The sequence below is a fragment of the Dokdonia genika genome, assembly GCF_042652845.1.
Taxonomy (GTDB): domain Bacteria; phylum Bacteroidota; class Bacteroidia; order Flavobacteriales; family Flavobacteriaceae; genus Dokdonia; species Dokdonia donghaensis.
On record NZ_JBHSHB010000014.1, the window covers coordinates 234241 to 251991 of the forward strand.

Annotated in this window: 16 protein-coding genes; 14 read left to right on the top strand and 2 right to left on the bottom strand. The window is 40.4% G+C overall.

Translation table 11 applies throughout. The features are described 5' to 3' along the window. Positions 1-56: 56 nt before the first annotated feature. Both alaS and ACFO5T_RS09440 read left to right on the top strand, forming a co-directional pair. Positions 57-2669: an alanine--tRNA ligase gene (gene alaS / locus ACFO5T_RS09435; protein ID WP_380033859.1), complete on the top strand. Its 2613-nt coding sequence runs from the start codon at positions 57-59 to the stop codon at positions 2667-2669. Next, positions 2669-3613, top strand: coding sequence for a GSCFA domain-containing protein (locus ACFO5T_RS09440; RefSeq protein WP_380033861.1), 945 nt, complete (start codon positions 2669-2671; stop codon positions 3611-3613). The genes alaS and ACFO5T_RS09440 overlap by 1 nt, the downstream gene beginning before the upstream one ends. 20 nt (positions 3614-3633) lie before the next feature. Here the strand turns inward: ACFO5T_RS09440 and ACFO5T_RS09445 are convergent, their stop codons facing one another. Both ACFO5T_RS09445 and ACFO5T_RS09450 read right to left on the bottom strand, forming a co-directional pair. Further along, positions 3634-3945 carry a rhodanese-like domain-containing protein gene (locus tag ACFO5T_RS09445; protein WP_380033863.1) on the bottom strand — a complete coding sequence of 104 codons (312 nt, stop codon included), beginning with the start codon at positions 3943-3945 and terminating at the stop codon, positions 3634-3636. Between the two features lie 3 nt (positions 3946-3948). Beyond that, positions 3949-5676: an aromatic amino acid hydroxylase gene (locus ACFO5T_RS09450; protein WP_380033865.1), complete on the bottom strand. Its 1728-nt coding sequence runs from the start codon at positions 5674-5676 to the stop codon at positions 3949-3951. 350 nt (positions 5677-6026) lie between these two features. On the opposite strand from ACFO5T_RS09450, the gene ACFO5T_RS09455 reads away from it, so the two are divergent. The 12 genes from ACFO5T_RS09455 to paaZ all read left to right on the top strand — a co-directional run bounded on the left by ACFO5T_RS09455 (position 6027) and on the right by paaZ (position 17709). Beyond that, positions 6027-6626, top strand: coding sequence for a hypothetical protein (locus ACFO5T_RS09455; protein WP_380033867.1), 600 nt, complete (start codon positions 6027-6029; stop codon positions 6624-6626). 126 nt (positions 6627-6752) lie between these two features. Further along, on the top strand, positions 6753-7331 hold the full coding sequence (locus ACFO5T_RS09460) for a TetR/AcrR family transcriptional regulator (RefSeq protein ID WP_380033869.1): 579 nt from the start codon (positions 6753-6755) through the stop codon (positions 7329-7331). A 138-nt stretch (positions 7332-7469) separates the two neighbouring features. Next, positions 7470-8543, top strand: a complete 1074-nt coding sequence (gene paaE, locus ACFO5T_RS09465; protein ID WP_380033871.1) for a 1,2-phenylacetyl-CoA epoxidase subunit PaaE — start codon at positions 7470-7472, stop codon at positions 8541-8543. A gap of 35 nt (positions 8544-8578) precedes the next feature. After that, a complete protein-coding gene (paaA, locus tag ACFO5T_RS09470; RefSeq protein ID WP_380033873.1) occupies positions 8579-9541 on the top strand; it encodes a 1,2-phenylacetyl-CoA epoxidase subunit PaaA in 963 nt (320 codons plus the stop codon). Position 9542: 1 nt separating this feature from the next. Further along, on the top strand, positions 9543-9827 hold the full coding sequence (gene paaB / locus ACFO5T_RS09475; protein ID WP_035327289.1) for a 1,2-phenylacetyl-CoA epoxidase subunit PaaB: 285 nt from the start codon (positions 9543-9545) through the stop codon (positions 9825-9827). A gap of 106 nt (positions 9828-9933) precedes the next feature. Then, positions 9934-10689 carry a 1,2-phenylacetyl-CoA epoxidase subunit PaaC gene (gene paaC, locus ACFO5T_RS09480; RefSeq protein ID WP_380033876.1) on the top strand — a complete coding sequence of 252 codons (756 nt, stop codon included), beginning with the start codon at positions 9934-9936 and terminating at the stop codon, positions 10687-10689. A gap of 89 nt (positions 10690-10778) precedes the next feature. Then, positions 10779-11279: a 1,2-phenylacetyl-CoA epoxidase subunit PaaD gene (gene paaD, locus ACFO5T_RS09485; RefSeq protein ID WP_298353266.1), complete on the top strand. Its 501-nt coding sequence runs from the start codon at positions 10779-10781 to the stop codon at positions 11277-11279. Positions 11280-11307: 28 nt separating this feature from the next. After that, positions 11308-12087 carry an enoyl-CoA hydratase-related protein gene (locus tag ACFO5T_RS09490; protein ID WP_380033878.1) on the top strand — a complete coding sequence of 260 codons (780 nt, stop codon included), beginning with the start codon at positions 11308-11310 and terminating at the stop codon, positions 12085-12087. A 92-nt stretch (positions 12088-12179) separates the two neighbouring features. Further along, positions 12180-13364, top strand: coding sequence for a 3-hydroxyacyl-CoA dehydrogenase NAD-binding domain-containing protein (locus ACFO5T_RS09495; RefSeq protein WP_380033880.1), 1185 nt, complete (start codon positions 12180-12182; stop codon positions 13362-13364). Between the two features lie 13 nt (positions 13365-13377). Further along, a complete protein-coding gene (locus tag ACFO5T_RS09500; RefSeq protein ID WP_380033938.1) occupies positions 13378-13788 on the top strand; it encodes a PaaI family thioesterase in 411 nt (136 codons plus the stop codon). Between the two features lie 54 nt (positions 13789-13842). Further along, a complete protein-coding gene (pcaF, locus tag ACFO5T_RS09505) occupies positions 13843-15054 on the top strand; it encodes a 3-oxoadipyl-CoA thiolase (RefSeq protein WP_380033882.1) in 1212 nt (403 codons plus the stop codon). Positions 15055-15171: 117 nt separating this feature from the next. Further along, positions 15172-17709 (top strand): phenylacetic acid degradation bifunctional protein PaaZ, encoded by a 2538-nt coding sequence (paaZ, locus tag ACFO5T_RS09510; RefSeq protein ID WP_380033885.1) that lies wholly within the window; start codon positions 15172-15174, stop codon positions 17707-17709. Positions 17710-17751: the final 42 nt, after the last annotated feature.

The following is a 17751-nucleotide window of genomic DNA, read 5'->3' on the forward strand; positions in this document are numbered from 1 at the left end:
ATTTCTCAACTTCATAACAGTCAAATATAAAATAAATTATCCACACCTTCTATCGTATGAAATCTCAAGAGGTACGTAAACAGTTTTTAGAATTTTTCAAGTCCAAAAATCATTCCATAGTCGCCTCTGCGCCAATGGTTTTGAAGGATGACCCGACCCTGATGTTTACAAACGCTGGAATGGTTCCGTTTAAAGAATACTTTTTAGGAAACGCTACGCCAAAAAATTCACGACTTACTGACACCCAAAAGTGTTTACGTGTATCTGGTAAGCATAATGATCTTGAGGAGGTAGGAAAAGATACGTATCACCACACGATGTTTGAGATGCTGGGTAACTGGTCTTTTGGAGATTACTTTAAGGAAGAAGCGATTGCTTGGGCTTGGGAGTTTCTTACAGAGGTAGTAAAGGTAGATAAGGACAGTATATATGTTTCGATTTTTGAAGGTGACGAGTCTGAAGGGCTTGAGCGCGATCAAGAGGCATATGATATATGGACAAAACATATAGACGAGAGCCGCATTATAAACGGAAACAAGAAAGATAACTTCTGGGAGATGGGTGCTCAAGGTCCTTGTGGACCTTGCTCTGAGATACACGTAGATATACGCTCTGCCGAAGAAAAAGCAGCCGTAGACGGTAAGTCACTTGTAAATATGGATCACCCGCTCGTAATCGAGATCTGGAATCTGGTATTTATGCAATACAACCGTCTGGCAAACGGGTCGCTCACAAAGCTTCCTAACCAGCACGTAGATACGGGAATGGGCTTTGAGAGATTGTGTATGGTTCTTCAAGGTGTACAATCTAATTATGATACAGATGTGTTTACACCGCTTATGCGTGAGGTAGAAACTATTACTTCATCAAAATGTGGAGAGGCAGAAGAAACAGATATCGCTGTACGTGTGATTGCAGATCACGTGAGAGCTGTCTCATTTTCTATAGCAGATGGACAGTTACCGTCTAACACAGGTGCTGGGTATGTGATAAGACGTATACTGCGTCGTGCCATTCGTTATGGGTTTACGTTTCTTGACACTAAGGAACCATTTATCTATAAACTGGTTTCTACACTTGTAAACCAGATGGGAGAAGCCTTTCCAGAGCTGGAAGCACAAAAAAATCTTATTACAAATGTGATAAGAGAAGAGGAGGCTTCGTTCTTGCGTACACTTGATAAAGGACTCATCTTATTAGATAATGTAATTGCAAATACCTCTGGAGATACGGTTTCTGGAGATAAGGCTTTTGAGCTTTATGACACCTATGGCTTCCCAATAGATCTTACAGCACTTATACTTAGTGAGAAAAATCTAAAACTAGACGAAGCTGGCTTTGAAGCTGCTCTTAAAGAGCAAAAAGACCGTTCTCGTGCAGCAACCAAAGTTGAGACAGACGACTGGAATATCTTACAGGAAGATGCTGAAGAGGAATTCATAGGCTACGATACACTAGAAGCATCTGTAAAAATCACTCGCTACCGTAAGACAGAGAGTAAAAAAGACGGGGAGTTATATCAACTAGTATTTAATCTTACGCCATTCTATCCAGAAGGAGGAGGACAAGTAGGTGATAAAGGGTATCTAGAAACTCCAAGCGGAGAGGTGGTTTATATCATAGATACAAAGAAAGAAAACAACCTTATTATACACCTTGCCAAAAACCTCCCAAGATCTACCGAGGGAACGTTTAAGGCAGTGGTAGATGTGAAGCAACGTAGCCGTACAGCTGCAAACCATACTGCAACACACTTATTGCACCAAGGGCTTCGTAAGATACTAGGAACACACGTGGAGCAAAAGGGAAGTATGGTACATAGCAGAAACCTACGTTTTGACTTCTCTCACTTTTCTAAAGTGACAAGCGAGGAGTTAAAAGAGGTAGAAGATTTTGTAAATGCACGCATACGCGAAAACTTATCTCTAGAAGAGCAACGTGGTATTCCTTATGATCAAGCTATTCAAGAAGGAGCGATAGCATTATTTGGAGAGAAGTATGGTGATGCAGTAAGGACAATACGCTTTGGGAAGTCTATGGAGCTTTGTGGTGGTACACACGTAAAAAATACAGGAGACATCTGGCATTTTAAAATCACTTCAGAAGGGGCAGTGGCATCTGGTATACGCCGTATAGAAGCAATTACTAGCGATGCTGCCAAAGATTACTTTACATCAGAAACCGAAGCCTATAATCAAGTAAAAGCAACCCTTAAAGGGAATCAAGATCCAGTAAAGGCGATTACTAGCCTACTAGATGAGAATGCTGCTTTAAAAAAGCAAGTAGAAGCACTTATAAAAGAGAAAGCTCAAAACCTAAGTGGTGATCTAGCAAAAGAATTTGAAGATATAGATGGAGTAGATTTCTTAGCAAAGAAGGTAGATCTAGATGCGGGAGCTATTAAAGATCTTGCTTTTAAATTAGGAGAGAATAAAGACAACGTATTCTTGCTATTTGGAACAGAGCAAAATGGTAAAGCATTACTAAGTTGCTACATCTCAAAAGGGCTTGTCGCTTCAAAAAATCTCAACGCAGGTACTGTCGTGCGTGAGTTAGGAAAGCACATCCAAGGTGGAGGTGGAGGACAACCTTTCTTTGCAACTGCAGGAGGTAAAAATCCAGCAGGTATAGACGCTGCCATTGCAGAGGTTAAGAACTATCTTGTATAATGAAACTACAGACCCAAATAGCGTTAGAGCCTGCTGCTCGTCAATTTGGGTATGATCATAAATTATTGTTGTTAGGTTCTTGCTTTGCGCAGAACATAGGTGACAAGCTAGCATATTATAAATTCCAAGCGGTTACAAATCCGTTTGGAATTATTTTTAATCCCGTCGCACTAGAACGGTTAGTAGCAGATGCTGTTGCAAATAAAACCTATACAGAAGCAGATGTTTTTGAACTAGACGGCATCTGGAAATCTTTTTATGCACACAGTGATAAAAACGCCCTTACGAGACTAGGAGCTGTGATATACCTACAAGAGGCGCAGCAATTGCTCAGGCAACAGCTCATAGACGCTTCTCATTTATTTATCACATTAGGTACTGCTTGGGTTTATAAACATCTTGAACGTGATGAGGTGGTGGCAAACTGTCACAAGGTTCCTCAACAAGCTTTTACTAAAAAATTACTATCTGTCACCGAAATTCAAGAAAGTCTGTCTCGTATATGTGAGCTGGCAAAAACTCTTAATCCAAAAATTGAGATTGCCTTTACGGTGTCGCCAGTGCGTCATATTAAAGATGGTATAGTAGAAAATACCCGCAGCAAGTCACATTTACTTACAGCAGTTCATCAACTTGTAGATAGTCGTGAGGCGAGTTATTTTCCGGCTTATGAGATTGTGATGGATGAGTTACGTGACTATCGCTTTTATGCAAGTGATATGGTACACCCATCTGAGCAAGCTGTGACCTATGTAGGGGAGCGTTTTATTGAGGTGTACGCTTTCGCGAAAGCGCAACAAATAATGAAAAAAGTAGCTCAAGTCCAACAAGGGTTAGCTCACAAACCTTTTAATGAAGACAGCGCTGCTCACCAAAAATTTATTACTGATCTCACAAAAAAACAGCAAGCATTAACTGAAGTGTATCCTTTTATGAGGTTCTAGATAATAAAAGTAAAAAAGGATTATTCATTCATTTTCTTATAAGCACTCATCCAGGCACCTCCATTCATAGCTTCAACACCTTTTGATCTAAGGACGGCTGCGGCTGTAGCACTGCGGCCACCGCTGGCACAAACGCATATTACAGGTTTGTTCCATTTTTTAATCGTTGTGGCTTGGGCGGCTATGTTTTGCACAGTTATGTGCTTTGAGCCTGGTATGGCGCCGCTATCATACTCGGCTTTTGAGCGTACGTCTATAATGATACCGCCACGAGAGATATACTCATTAAGTTTATCCTTTTTATTACCAAAGAGCTTACTTAAAAATCCCATAGTTTACTGTATTAATTCTAGGCCATTTGTGATGAGGTGTGCTACCTTCTCTTTGTGTTTTTGCACCTCTTTAAGATGTGCGAGTACGGCGGAGTCTTTTGTGAGTTCATAAATTTCTAAGGCACATAACCAGTCTTGAGGATAGTCTTTTTGTAAGCTTGTAAATACCTCAAGAAGTGCTTGTTTGTCTATTTGATTGCTTTCTCTTTGTAATCGTACTTGCTGGTAGAGCCTGTTAAGCGTGTCTTCTTTTTCTGAGAGCGTAGGTTTTACCGTATTAGTCTCTGCGACGTGTGTAATGAGATCAAAAGATAAGAAGTCTGCCGCTCCTGCAAAGGCAGAGACGATTTGTGAGCCTATCACTAGATCAAAGTCTCCCATAGATGGGTCGTGTAAAATTTTGTCACCATAAGTTACCGTACAATCTGTAAACTGTATAAGCATTAACTGCCCACCTAGGTTACGCATCCCAGTAACATTTAACCCGCTTACGGTGATGCCACTTTCATATTCAAAAGAGATAGGCTTACCATCATAAAAGTCATAAGCTTTTAAGTCTCTTGGTCCCATATTTTCTATAGAGAGATTTATGCCCTTAAGCTTACCTAGAGGAGAGCTATAACCGTTCTTGTAACGGTTTACTCCGTGACCTATAAGCTCTTTCTCTCTATAAGAAAGTGCTGTTTCACCTTGAGTAGCAAAGTAAACCACCTCGTTATCGTCATTTTGAATCATCTCTGTAAAAATGCCACTTACTTGCAAACCTGTGTTGAGTTCTAGTGTGCCTATTTGCTTTGATTCTATGAGTTTTTTTAGTCCGCGCCAGCCACCTTTACGTACTGCCATTGTACCTGCAAATTCTTCTAAGACTTGCATTAGGTATGCAAAGTCTGGTGTGACAAAGAGTTGAGGTTGCGGTTTTGTAATGTCAAATTCTTGGTAAGCAGCATCTATCGAGTAAGGTATTTTCTTTACCTCGTCTGTCATACACCAGGTGCTCTCTCCTATAGAAGAGAGTAATCCTGCTCCGTATATTTTTGGGTTTTCTACAGTACCTACGAGCCCGTACTCTACCGTCCACCAGTGCAGGTTGCGTATAAGTGCAATTTCAGAAGGCTGTACCTCTTTGTTTTGTAATTGTTCGACACTTCTTTCAGCGGCGTCTATGGCCTCTTGTGTGATGCCATCTGCCTCTTTAAGAATAGATAATGTACGTACAGCTTCATACATTTCCATATCGTGGGCACTAGAGATAGCTTTTGCACCTATCTCTCCAAATCTTCTCAAGTACTCCGCATAGTCTGGACTTGCAATAATAGGCGCGTGCCCGGCTCCCTCGTGTATAATATCTGGCGCAGGGGTGTACTCTATGTTTTCTAGCTGGCGTATATCACTGGCAATAACAAGCACTTTGTAAGCTTGAAACTCCATAAAAGCATTAGGTGGTATAAAACCATCTACCGCCACGGCTGCCCACCCTATTTCTTTAAGGATACGATTCATCCCGTACATAGAAGGAATGTTATCTATAGAGATACCAGTTTTTTCTAACCCCATTACATAACTCTCGTGAGCTACTTTACTTAGATAGTCTACGTTTTTACGCATCACATATCGCCATACGGCTTGATTTATGGGCGTGTACTGCTCATAATCTTGTGCTTTGATATATTGTTTTAAGTGCGGCGGAAGCCTGTCTAATAGAGGATTACTCTCAACGTTTGTATGCATAGCGTAAAATTAATTCATAAGTCGTGGTTGTCCTCATATAATTTCAAGATTTGTTTGATAATTGTGGGGAGTGTTGTTGCACTTTATCGCTTTGCTCTCCCTTAGATCGTGAATCTCATAAGTTCGCTTTCGCGAAAGCGTTATAAAGCCCATTAGCCCCTTTTTTAGAATAAGGAGTATCATAAGTACTCGTTAATATTTGGAAAAATTATGCTAATGCCCAAGCGTTTGTTAAGAGACTGGAGGGTTATGTTAAGGATGTCTCCAGACTTTAGCATAGGCTTATAACTATATATTTTATGTAGCCTCGATGTCCTTATACATTTGTATCAAACAAAAAATATAAGACTATGAAGAAGACAATAATCACATCGTTATTTGCAATTGCAATAGCAACAGGAATACAAGCACAAACCGAAACAATGGCAGTAAATAGTACGCCAGTTGAGATGAACGGTACCCAAGATGATATAAATGAGACAGGCGTGGTAGGGATAAGCGGCTGGACAAGTTTTAATGAGTTGAGCTCACAGATGTATAAACTTAAAGGAGCAAACTACTTTAATACTATTAAAATGATACGCGCTATGGAGCCTACAGTGATGTCACTAGAAGCTACAAAGCCTATGTGGATGAACACAGAGGAGATTAATGAAGATGTATCAGATTTTAAGAAAGAGTATATGGAACTCACCTCAGAGATGAATGTAGATAATGATGAGTTCAGAGAAAATCTTGAAGAAATTTCAGAACAGTATGAAGATTTAAGAGAAGAAGCGATGGAAACTTTTATTGACTACCGTAAAAACGTGATGGATGGTAATGAAGAGTATAAAGAAGAAATTGAAAAAAACCGTTCTAAAATGATGAACGGCAAAGATGGTCAAGAAGAATATAAAGAGGAGACTAAGGAGCTCAAGAAAATACGTGATGGTAAAACAAACCAATAGTCTTGATTTGATATAATAGTAAAGCCACCCGTTAAAGGTGGCTTTTTTTATGTTGAGTGGGTAATAATCTGGCTGTAATAGTTAAGATGTTTTTACAGTTAGTTGTTGTGCATTATCTTGCACATAATGAAATCTACTACGCTTACGCGAAAACAAGAGATCTGTATCACAGCCGCAAGACTTTTTAAACAGAAAGGGTATAGCGCTGTAACAATGCGTGATCTCGCTGCAGAGGTAGGTGTAAAAGCGGCAAGTTTATATAATCACATTGCCTCAAAAGAAGAAATACTTAACGAGGTAATAGTAAACATAGCCGAAAGTTTTACCGAGGGCATACAAGACATACGCCTTGCAGATACAAAAGTGGCAGAAAAACTTGAAGCTGTTATAGCCCAGCACGTACACCTCACGGCAGATAATCCTTATGGAATGGCATCGCTCAATAATGACTGGATGCACCTGGGGGAGGGCAAAGAAAAGTATCTTGCCTTACGTAGTAGCTATGAGCAGCACTTTAGAGAAATTATAAAAGAGGGTAAAGCACAAAATGTACTTAAGGATATAGATGAGGAAATAATTCTCTTTTCAACCTTAGGAACTTTAAGAAATCTCTACCTGTGGATTCCTAAAAAGGCAGATTTACAACGATCAAAGCTCATAGATTCTCTCTGTGAGACCCTACTTAATGGGGTTAAAACTGCATAACTTACTTTTTACTTTTATTGAGATATATATCACAAACCACTATTTAGTAGGGTTAACTTGTTGTGCTTTTGTGGTTTATGTTAAATAGTTGTAATATTAACTAACAATCGTTAGTTTTACATAGTTCTAAACTATACTATGGCACTTTTTCATTCTCTAAGAGTAAAAGATATTTATAAAGAAACCACAGACTGTTCTGTTGTAACCTTTGATGTACCTGTAGATCTCTATCAGGATTTTAGTTTTAACGCTGGGCAGCATTTAACTCTTAAAGCCATTATAAATGGAGAAGATGTAAGACGTTCATATAGTCTTTGTTCTAGTCCGCTAGAGCAGCAGTGGAAGGTAGCTGTAAAGCAAATACCAGGAGGACTCTTTTCTACCTATGTAAATGAAGAGTTGCAAACCGGAGACACACTAGAGGTAATGGCGCCTAGTGGAAAATTTGGAGTGCCGGTAGATACACAAAAGAAAAAAAACTATGTAGCCTTTGCGGCAGGAAGTGGTATAACACCTATGCTGTCTATCATAAAGACACATCTAGCAGCAGAGCCAGACGCGACCTTCAAGCTGTTTTATTTGAACCGCACGGTTAAATCTATTATCTTTAAAGAAGAGGTAGAACAGCTTCGTAATCAATATTTTGGAAGGTTTGAGATATTTTATTTTCTCACAAAAGAGCAACGAGATATCGAGCTTTTTAACGGTAGATTTAATTCAGAAAAATTACAGACGCTTACGAAAACGCTTATCGATGTAAGCACTACAGATGAGGTTTTTATTTGCGGTCCAGAAGAGATGATTTTCTTAATACGTGATGAGCTAGTAGCGGCAGGTTTAGAAAAAGAGAAAGTACACTACGAACTCTTTGTAACAGGACTCTCTGAAGAAGATAAAAAACGTGCTGCACGACTGGCAGAGCAAAAGGTAGAGGGAGTAGAAGTTACCATTATTGATGGTGGTAAAGAATTTCACTTTACTATGACAGATGAGTATGATAATATACTCGACGCGGCACTAGGTGCTGGGGCAGATCTTCCATTTGCTTGTAAAGGTGGGGTGTGTTCTACCTGTAAGTGTAAGGTAGAAGGAGGAAATGTAGAGATGAAAATAAATTATGCGCTAGAAGAAGATGAGGTAGCACAAAACCTAGTATTAAGTTGCCAGGCAGTACCTACAACAGAGCGTGTAAAAGTAAATTTTGATGTTTAAGCTTTCGCGAAAGCGGAAATCTAATACAAATTGCTATGAGTGATAAAGAAGTAAAAAACCTAGAAGATCTTTTTGATGCTCGCATTGCGCGTGATGAAAAGATAGAGCCAAAAGACTGGATGCCTGAGAAGTATCGTAAAACCCACATACGCCAGATAAGTCAGCACGCACATTCTGAAATTGTAGGGATGCTGCCAGAGGGCAACTGGATCTCACGTGCCCCATCGTTACGTCGTAAAGTGGCGTTACTTGCAAAGGTGCAAGATGAGGCAGGACACGGTTTATACTTATACTCGGCTTGTGAGACTCTAGGTGTATCGCGTGAGGAGTTATATGAGCAACTACACTCTGGTAAGGCAAAGTACTCTTCTATATTTAATTACCCTACGGTTACTTGGGCAGATATGGGAGCAATAGGTTGGCTAGTAGATGGTGCAGCCATTATAAATCAAGTACCGCTTTGTAGTACTTCTTATGGTCCTTATGCACGAGCGATGATTAGAGTGTGTAAAGAAGAGAGTTTTCACCAGCGTCAAGGGTTTGAGATTATGCTTAAACTCTCAAACGGGTCGCAGGAGCAAAAAGATATGGCGCAAGATGCACTTAATAGATGGTGGTGGCCGTCACTTATGATGCTAGGCCCTACAGATGCAGAGTCTGTACACACAGCCCAGTCTATGAAATGGAAATTAAAGCGTAAGACTAATGACGAGCTACGCCAGCAATTTATAGATCAAACTGTACCACAAGCAGAGTTGCTTGGACTTACCATACCTGATCCAGATTTAAAATGGAATGAGGAGACGGGACACTACGATTTTGGAGAAATAGACTGGGAGGAGTTCTGGCAAGTAGTAAAAGGTCACGGGCCAAGTAATAAAAAGCGTATGAAAGATAGAGTAGGCGCTTGGGAACGTGGTGAGTGGGTACGTGATGCAGCAATGGCACACGCCAAAAAGAAAGAAGAAAGAAAAAATCAAACTAAGAAAGCAGTCTAGTATGAGCAAGAATTGGCCCCTTTGGGAAGTCTTCGTAAGAAGCAAGAACGGATTGGAGCATAGACACTTTGGAAGTCTACGCGCTGCAGATGCTGAAATGGCAATGGAGAACGCTCGCGATGTATACACACGTCGCAGTGAGGGAGTGAGCATATGGGTAGTAGAAAGCAATAATATCACAGCAAGCAATCCAGAAAATAATGGAGAGCTATTTGAACCAGCTGCAGATAAGGTATACCGTCACCCTACATTTTACGATTTGCCAGATGAGGTAAAACATATGTAATAGTGAAATCGAAATCGAAACTGAAACTCAAACTCAAAAAATGAAGACATAGACCTAAGATGGTCGATTATAGTTTCAATTTCAGTTTTATTTTTAAAAGTTTATTATGAACAAAGATTTATATAACTACATCATAGGTATTGCAGATAATAGCTTGATACTTGGGCAGCGTCTGGGAGAATTATGTGGTCACGGCCCTAGCCTAGAGACAGATATTGCAGGTACAAACATCTCTTTAGATTTGTTTGGACAAGTGCGCAGTTATTTTCAGTATGCGGCACAAGTCTCAGGTGATGAGAATGCTACAGAAGATACCCTTGCGTTTTTACGTATAGAAAGAGAGTATAAAAACGTGTTACTCGTAGAGCAACCCAATACAGACTTTGCATATACAATTGTACGTCAGTTTTATTTTGATGCCTTTCATCTCTTATTTCTTAAAGCGTTAGAAACTAGCAAAGATGAGACGCTGGCGGCCATTGCAAAAAAATCCATAAAAGAAGTAAGCTATCACTGGCGCTTCTCATCAGACTGGGTGCGCAGGCTAGGTGACGGTACAGAAGAGAGTCACACTCGTGTTCTTGAAGCTGTAAATGAATTGTGGATGTATACAGATGAGCTTTTTTACCAGACAGAGGCAGATAAGGCTATGATAGCCCAAGGCGTAGGAGTAGATACCTTAGCACTTAAAGAGACCTATTATAAAATGATAGGAGATGTTCTTGAAGGAGCTACATTACCTATTCCAGAAAGTAAGTACTGGCACAAGGGAGGTAAGCAAGGAATACATACAGAGCATATGGGATATATACTTTCAGATATGCAATATATGCAACGCACCTACCCAAATATGGAATGGTAGAGAATTATGAACACAGAATATCGAATTTTGAACATCGAAGTATTACTTAGGCGTTTCATATTTGTTATTCTTTATTCGATATTTAAAAATTGATATTAGAAACGCAAAACATACAACCGCATTTGATCTCAATACTTGAAGGAGTAAGCGATCCAGAGATTCCTGTGTTGTCTATTATGGATATGGGTGTGGTACGTGAGGCAATAGAGCAAGACGGTATTGTGCGTGTAAAAATAACACCTACTTACTCCGGTTGCCCTGCAATGGATGTTATAGGAGATGATATTGTTTCCGCTTTCGCGAAAGCGGGAAAAACCGCAAAAATCCAGCTCGTACTCGCTCCGGCCTGGACCACAGACTGGATAACTCCACGTGGTAGAGAAGCGCTTGAAAAATACGGTATTGCAGCACCATTATCTCCAGAAGCAGATAAAGAAGCCCTGCTAGGAAATAAGAAGATAGTAAAATGTACCAACTGTGGCTCTACAGAGACACATCTGGTCAGTCAGTTTGGGTCTACCGCCTGTAAAGCATTGTTTAAATGTGATACGTGTCAAGAACCTTTTGACTATTTTAAATGTTTAAAATAATTCCCGCAGCAGCGGGATTCTTTGTTATATGAGTAGTATACAGAAATCAATAGAGAATGGTGTAGCAACGCTCACCTTTAATCGCCCAGAAGTATTTAATAGTTTTAATCGTGAGATGGCATTCTTACTGCAAGATGAGTTAGATGCTTGTAATAAGGATACACAAGTAAGAGCCATTGTTCTCACCGGTAGTGGTAAGGCATTTTGTGCTGGTCAAGATTTAAAAGAAATTACAGATCCTACATTAAATCCAGGATTTAAGAAAATACTAGAGGAGCATTACAATCCGATTATAGAAAAAATAAGAGCGATTGAAAAACCTATTATTGCCGCTGTAAATGGTGTTGCCGCTGGAGCTGGAGCAAATATTGCACTAGCCTGTGATATTGTTATTGCACACGAGAAGGTAAGTTTTATTCAAGCCTTTAGCAAGATAGGCCTCGTGCCAGATAGTGCAGGTACGTTTTTCTTGCCTAGGCTCATAGGTTTTGGTAAAGCAAGCGCATTGATGATGCTGGGTGATAAAATATCTGCAACAGAGGCAGAGAAGATGGGTATGATTTATAAGGTGACCACGCTAGACGAGTTTAATAATACTGTAACCACGACTGCAGTGACACTAGCACAAATGCCTACAAAGGCAATAGGTCTTACAAAGAGATTACTCAATGTATCTATGACTAATAATCTTGAAGATCAACTTGCGCTAGAAGGTAAATTACAAATAGAAGCATCAGAGAGTGAAGATTTTAAAGAAGGGGTAGACGCTTTTGTAAATAAAAGACGCCCGGTTTTTAAAGGGAAGTAGAGACTGACGAACTGTTTTTATACGAGTGAGAAAAACTTCTGCATTCGATATTCATTAATCGATATTCGGTGTTCAAAAAATAAGCATTGTTAATGATAAAAAACATAGGAATTATAGGCGCTGGTACAATGGGTTCTGGCATTGCTCAAGTAGCTGCAACCGCTGGTTGTGCTGTAAAACTCTTTGATGTAAATCAAGAGGCGCTTGATAAAGCAAAGGCAGCACTAGAAAAAGTACTCAAACGTCTTATAGAGAAGGGACGCATAGACGCCTCAGAAAAAGATAGAATACAAGCTAATATTAGGTATGTTACTGCGCTTAAAGAGTTAGCAAAAGCAGATCTTACCATTGAAGCTATTGTAGAAAATCTTGAGGTCAAGAAAAAAGTATTTCAAGAATTAGAAACCTACGTTTCTGACACAGCGATAATAGCCTCAAACACTTCAAGTCTTTCTATCGCATCAATTGCAGCATCATTGCAAAATCCAGAGCGTTGCATTGGGATTCACTTTTTTAATCCTGCGCCATTAATGAAGCTTGTTGAGGTGATACCTGCGGTACAAACCTCGCAAAACGTTTTAAACACTTGCGTTGCCGAAATTACACGTTGGAAAAAAGTTGTAGCCATCGCAAAAGATACTCCAGGGTTTATTGTAAACCGCGTTGCACGACCATTTTATGGGGAGGCGTTACGTATGTATGAAGAAGGTGTGGCAAATTTTGCAACTATAGACGCAGCTATGAAAAGTGTGGGAGGGTTCCGTATGGGACCTTTTGAGTTGATGGATTTTATAGGTAACGATGTAAATTATACCGTTACAGAAACCGTGTTTAATGCCTTTTATCAAGATCCAAGATACAAGCCATCTTTTACCCAACAGCGATATAGCCAGGCGGGATATCTAGGTCGTAAATCGGGACGCGGTTATTATGATTATAAAAATGTGGAGGCAGATAACGCTTTCGCGAAAGCGCCATCACAAGCAGCAACAGCTACTCAAGATAAGGAAGCAATTTTTGAGCGTATTCTTATAATGCTTATTAACGAAGCAGCAGATGCGTTGTTCTGGAATGTAGCAAGTGCCGAAGATATAGACAATGCGATGACCAAAGGGGTAAACTACCCAAAAGGATTACTAGCCTGGGCAGATGAGAAAGGAATAAGCTGGTGTGTGCAAAAAATGGATGCTCTGTATGATGAGTATAGAGAAGATAGATACAGATGCAGCCCACTTTTAAGAAGGATGGAAAAAGAGGGAAAACAATTTTTTGCCTAATCTAGATGCTGTTATGACTGGAGCGCAAATACCTTATAAAATGTTATCTCAAGACGCATACAGCAGTTGGCTAGGTATTGAGATTATAGAGGCACAAGTAGGTTTTGTAAAAGTGGGGATGACTATACGCAAGGAGATGCTCAATAGTATGGGTAAGGCTCACGGTGGGATAAGTTACTCACTGGCAGATACGACTTTTGGATTTACTGCAAACACGCACGGAAAATATGCCGTGTCTATTGAGACAAGTATAAATCATATAGAAGCTTTAGAGGAAGGAGATTACATCACTGCAGAGGCGACGGTAAACCTCCAGAAAACTAAAGTAGGTTTTAATGTTGTGGAGGTAAAAAGAGGTGACGAGCTTGTTGCACTTTTTAAAGGGGTAGTATATCGTACTTCAAAAGATTGGGAAATAGATTAAATAATAAAAAAAGAACTTCGATTTCGACTTCGATTTCGACTTCAATTTCAAAATATGGAAGCATATATCATAGACGGAGTTCGTACTCCTATAGGAAATTATAAAGGAACATTAAGTGCTGTGCGCACAGACGATTTGGGAGCGCAAGTGATACGCGAGGTCGTAAAACGTAACCCAAATATCCCAAAAGAAGCATATGACGATGTGATTATGGGGTGTGCAAACCAGGCTGGAGAAGATAACCGTAATGTAGCGCGTATGAGTTTGCTACTTGCTGGACTACCTTTTACCGTACCTGGAGAGACCGTAAACCGTTTATGTAGTTCTGGACTTTCGGCCATTATACACGCAAACCGAGCTATAAAAGCTGGAGACGGAGACCTATTTATCTCTGGTGGTGTAGAAAATATGACACGTGGCCCGTATGTGATGGCAAAGCCTTCTACAGCTTTTGGTGGAGATAGTAAGATGTATGACTCGACTTTTGGGTGGCGTTTTATTAACCCAAAGATGAAAGAACTATACGGAGTAGATGGAATGGGAACCACTGCCGAAAATCTTGTAGAAAAATATAACATCTCACGTGAAGATCAAGATGCCTTTGCATATCACAGCCAGATGAAAGCTGCAGCTGCTCAAAAAAGTGGCCGTCTAGCAAAGGAAATTGTACCTGTAGAAATCCCACAGCGTAAAAAAGATCCCATCATCTTTAAGGATGACGAATTTATAAAGCCTAATAGTTCAAAGGAAGTGCTTGCAAAGCTTCGTCCAGCTTTTAAAAAGGAGGGCGGAAGCGTAACCGCAGGTAATAGCTCAGGACTTAATGATGGTGCAGCTGCAACCATTGTAGCCAGTGAAGCTGCTGTAAAAAAATATAGCCTTACACCGCTTGCAAGAATTGTAAGTTCTGCAGTGGTAGGTGTTGAACCACGCATTATGGGAATAGGGCCAGTACAAGCTTCAAACAAGGCGCTTCAAAAAGCAGGTCTTACACTTGAAGATATGGATGTTATAGAACTTAATGAAGCATTTGCCTCACAGGCTCTAGCTTGTATACGCGAGTGGGGACTGGCAGATGATGATGCGAGAATAAACCCTAACGGTGGCTCTATCGCAATAGGTCATCCGCTAGGTGTAACAGGGGCGCGTATTGCATATTCGGCGGCTGTAGAGCTTAAAGAACAAGGAAAACGCTATGCACTTGTGACAATGTGTATCGGCGTAGGTCAAGGCTATGCGGCAGTGATCGAAAATATGGCTGTTTAGTATTATAATTCCTACTCGATTGTAATACGAGGGTAGACCGCTTTCGCGAAAGCAAAAAAAAGAATAACATCGGCGCTGATATCGATTTCAGTTTCCGATTTCAAAAACGAGAGTTTTATGATTTTAGAATCTTATATAAATGGCCATTGGGTAAAAGGTGATGACAGCAATACACGTAATATGTATGACGCCATCACGGGAGATGTAATAGGCCTCACAAGTACCGAAGGTCTAGATATTGCCAGTGCATTACAATTTGGACGTGATAATGGAAAGGCGTTACGAGATATGACCTTTCAGCAGCGTGGTAATATGATTAAAAAACTGGCGCTTTACCTTAACAAGCGCAAGGAGCAGTTTTATGAGATTAGTTACAAAACCGGAGCAACAAGAGCAGATAGCTGGGTAGATATAGAAGGAGGTTTTGGAAACCTCTTTGCAAATGCTAGCTTGCGTAAGCTCTTTCCAGATCAAAGCTATGCTGTAGAAGGTGATGCAATAGATTTATCAAGAGGTGGGCGTTTTATGGCGCACCATATTTTGGTTCCAAAAAAAGGTGTTGCGGTTCATATTAACGCTTTTAACTTCCCTGTTTGGGGTATGTTAGAAAAATGTGCTGTAAACTGGATGGCAGGTATGCCAGCAGTTGTGTTACCAGCACCACAAACCGCTTTCTTAACAGAGGCTGTTGTGAGAGAGATTATAAACAGCGGTATATTACCCAAGGGAGCTTTACAATTACTCTCAGGTCTTACAACATCTATACTAGATACCGTAAATAGTCAAGACGTGGTAACCTTTACTGGAAGCGCGCATACTGGTAGAAAGTTAAAAGTACATCCTCGACTTACAGAAGAGAGTGTGCCTTTTACAATGGAGGCAGATAGTCTTAACGCATCAATACTTGGTCCAGACGCTGTACCGGGTACACCAGAGTTTGCTATTTTTATTAAGGAGGTACGTAAAGAGATTACGTCTAAGTGTGGTCAAAAATGTACGGCAATACGCCGTGTGATTGTACCAGAAAATTTGATGGAAGATGTGCAGATTGCTCTAGGCAAACAGCTAGAACGCACGGTTATAGGAGACCCAAAATTGCGTGAGGTAAGAATGGGAGCCCTCATTAATAATGACCAGCGTGATGCTATAAAAACGCAAATTGCCAAAATAGCCCAAACAGCAGATATGGTGTATGGATCTACAGATACCATAGAGGCGATGGGTGCAGATGGAGCAAAGGGAGCTTTTATGAGCCCTATTGTGATGCGTGAAAATAATCCGTTTAAAAATACACAGGTGCACGAGATTGAAGCCTTTGGCCCCGTAACGACACTTATGCCATATAACGGTGTAGAAGAAGCAATAGAACTCGCCCAGATGGGTAAGGGGTCTCTTGTGAGTAGTGTAGTTACTGCAGATGACGCTTTCGCGAAAGCGTACACCATAGAAGCAGCATCACACCACGGAAGAATATTAACACTTAACCGCGACAGTGCGCCACAAAGTACGGGTCACGGCTCACCATTACCATTACTGGTACACGGAGGTCCAGGTCGTGCCGGTGGAGGTGAAGAGATGGGAGGAATACGCGGTATAAAACATTATATGCAGCGTTGTGCCGTGCAGGGAAGCCCTACAAGCCTTACTGAAATTACAGGTATCTACCAGCCTAATGGAGATTACAAGGAGGCAGAACAGCATCCTTTTGCATACCATTATGAAGATATTAAACCAGGGATGAGTTTAAAAACTCATAAGCGTACGATTACTGATAATGATATACAGAATTTTGCAAATCTTACCTGGGATCACTTTTATGCACATACTGATATTACAAGTTTAGATGGGAGTATATTTGAGAAAAGAACGGCACACGGTTACTTTATTATTTCGGCTGCGGCAGGATTATTTGTGTATCCTAACAAAGGTCCGGTGAGTGCAAACTATGGGCTTGAAGATATTCGCTTCTTGAGACCGTTATATCACAATGATACCATCTATGTGCGCCTTACCTGTAAGGAAAAGCGTGAGAGAGATGTGAGCGGTAGGGAGCACCCTAGCGGTATTGTAAAATGGTATGTTGAGGTGTTTGACGCAGAGCCAGTAGATTATGAAAATGGAAAGACAGATGAAGAGGCAGAGGCGCTAGTAGCAGTGGCGACCATCCTTACAATGGTAGAAAAGAAACAAACTACCTTTGTTGAAATGACAGAGAGCCGCATTAATAATTGTTTGTCAAAACTCAATGAAAATACCCAACCATCTTGGGGAACAATGACTCCACAACAAATGGTAGAGCACCTTGAGTTGACCTACCGTATAGCCGCTGGTGAAATACAAGATTTTGAGGTGGCCACACCAGAAAAAGTACTTGACAAGGTGGCTGCAACCCTCTGGGATTATAATAAAATGCCTAGAGATTACAACTTCCCGCTATATGAAGCAGGAATTCAACCGGCTTTACAACACAAAGACCTAGATGAAGCAAAAAAAGCGATGCTAGACGCAAGAAAGGCATATCTAGATTTTTACAAGAACAATAAAAAGGCAACGACTAACAATGCAGTCTTTGGCAAGCTTAACAAATATGAGTGGTACTTAATGGAGCGCAAGCATCTTAATCACCACTTTGAACAATTTAACCTTATTGATTAATAAACGTATTGCCTGTGATTTTTACAAGCAACGATAATAGTA

Bases quoted from the DNA above. Each gene is read 5' to 3' on its own strand.
- paaB (WP_035327289.1), top strand. From the start codon at position 9,543: ATGAGCAAGAATTGGCCCCTTTGGGAAGTCTTCGTAAGAAGCAAGAAC.
- paaC (WP_380033876.1), top strand. From the start codon at position 9,934: ATGAACAAAGATTTATATAACTACATCATAGGTATTGCAGATAATAGC.
- paaA (WP_380033873.1), top strand. From the start codon at position 8,579: ATGAGTGATAAAGAAGTAAAAAACCTAGAAGATCTTTTTGATGCTCGC.
- ACFO5T_RS09450 (WP_380033865.1), bottom strand. From the start codon at position 5,676: ATGCATACAAACGTTGAGAGTAATCCTCTATTAGACAGGCTTCCGCCG.
- pcaF (WP_380033882.1), top strand. From the start codon at position 13,843: ATGGAAGCATATATCATAGACGGAGTTCGTACTCCTATAGGAAATTAT.
- alaS (WP_380033859.1), top strand. From the start codon at position 57: ATGAAATCTCAAGAGGTACGTAAACAGTTTTTAGAATTTTTCAAGTCC.
- ACFO5T_RS09455 (WP_380033867.1), top strand. From the start codon at position 6,027: ATGAAGAAGACAATAATCACATCGTTATTTGCAATTGCAATAGCAACA.
- ACFO5T_RS09445 (WP_380033863.1), bottom strand. From the start codon at position 3,945: ATGGGATTTTTAAGTAAGCTCTTTGGTAATAAAAAGGATAAACTTAAT.
- ACFO5T_RS09440 (WP_380033861.1), top strand. From the start codon at position 2,669: ATGAAACTACAGACCCAAATAGCGTTAGAGCCTGCTGCTCGTCAATTT.
- ACFO5T_RS09495 (WP_380033880.1), top strand. From the start codon at position 12,180: ATGATAAAAAACATAGGAATTATAGGCGCTGGTACAATGGGTTCTGGC.
- ACFO5T_RS09500 (WP_380033938.1), top strand. From the start codon at position 13,378: ATGACTGGAGCGCAAATACCTTATAAAATGTTATCTCAAGACGCATAC.
- ACFO5T_RS09490 (WP_380033878.1), top strand. From the start codon at position 11,308: ATGAGTAGTATACAGAAATCAATAGAGAATGGTGTAGCAACGCTCACC.
- ACFO5T_RS09460 (WP_380033869.1), top strand. From the start codon at position 6,753: ATGAAATCTACTACGCTTACGCGAAAACAAGAGATCTGTATCACAGCC.
- paaZ (WP_380033885.1), top strand. From the start codon at position 15,172: ATGATTTTAGAATCTTATATAAATGGCCATTGGGTAAAAGGTGATGAC.
- paaE (WP_380033871.1), top strand. From the start codon at position 7,470: ATGGCACTTTTTCATTCTCTAAGAGTAAAAGATATTTATAAAGAAACC.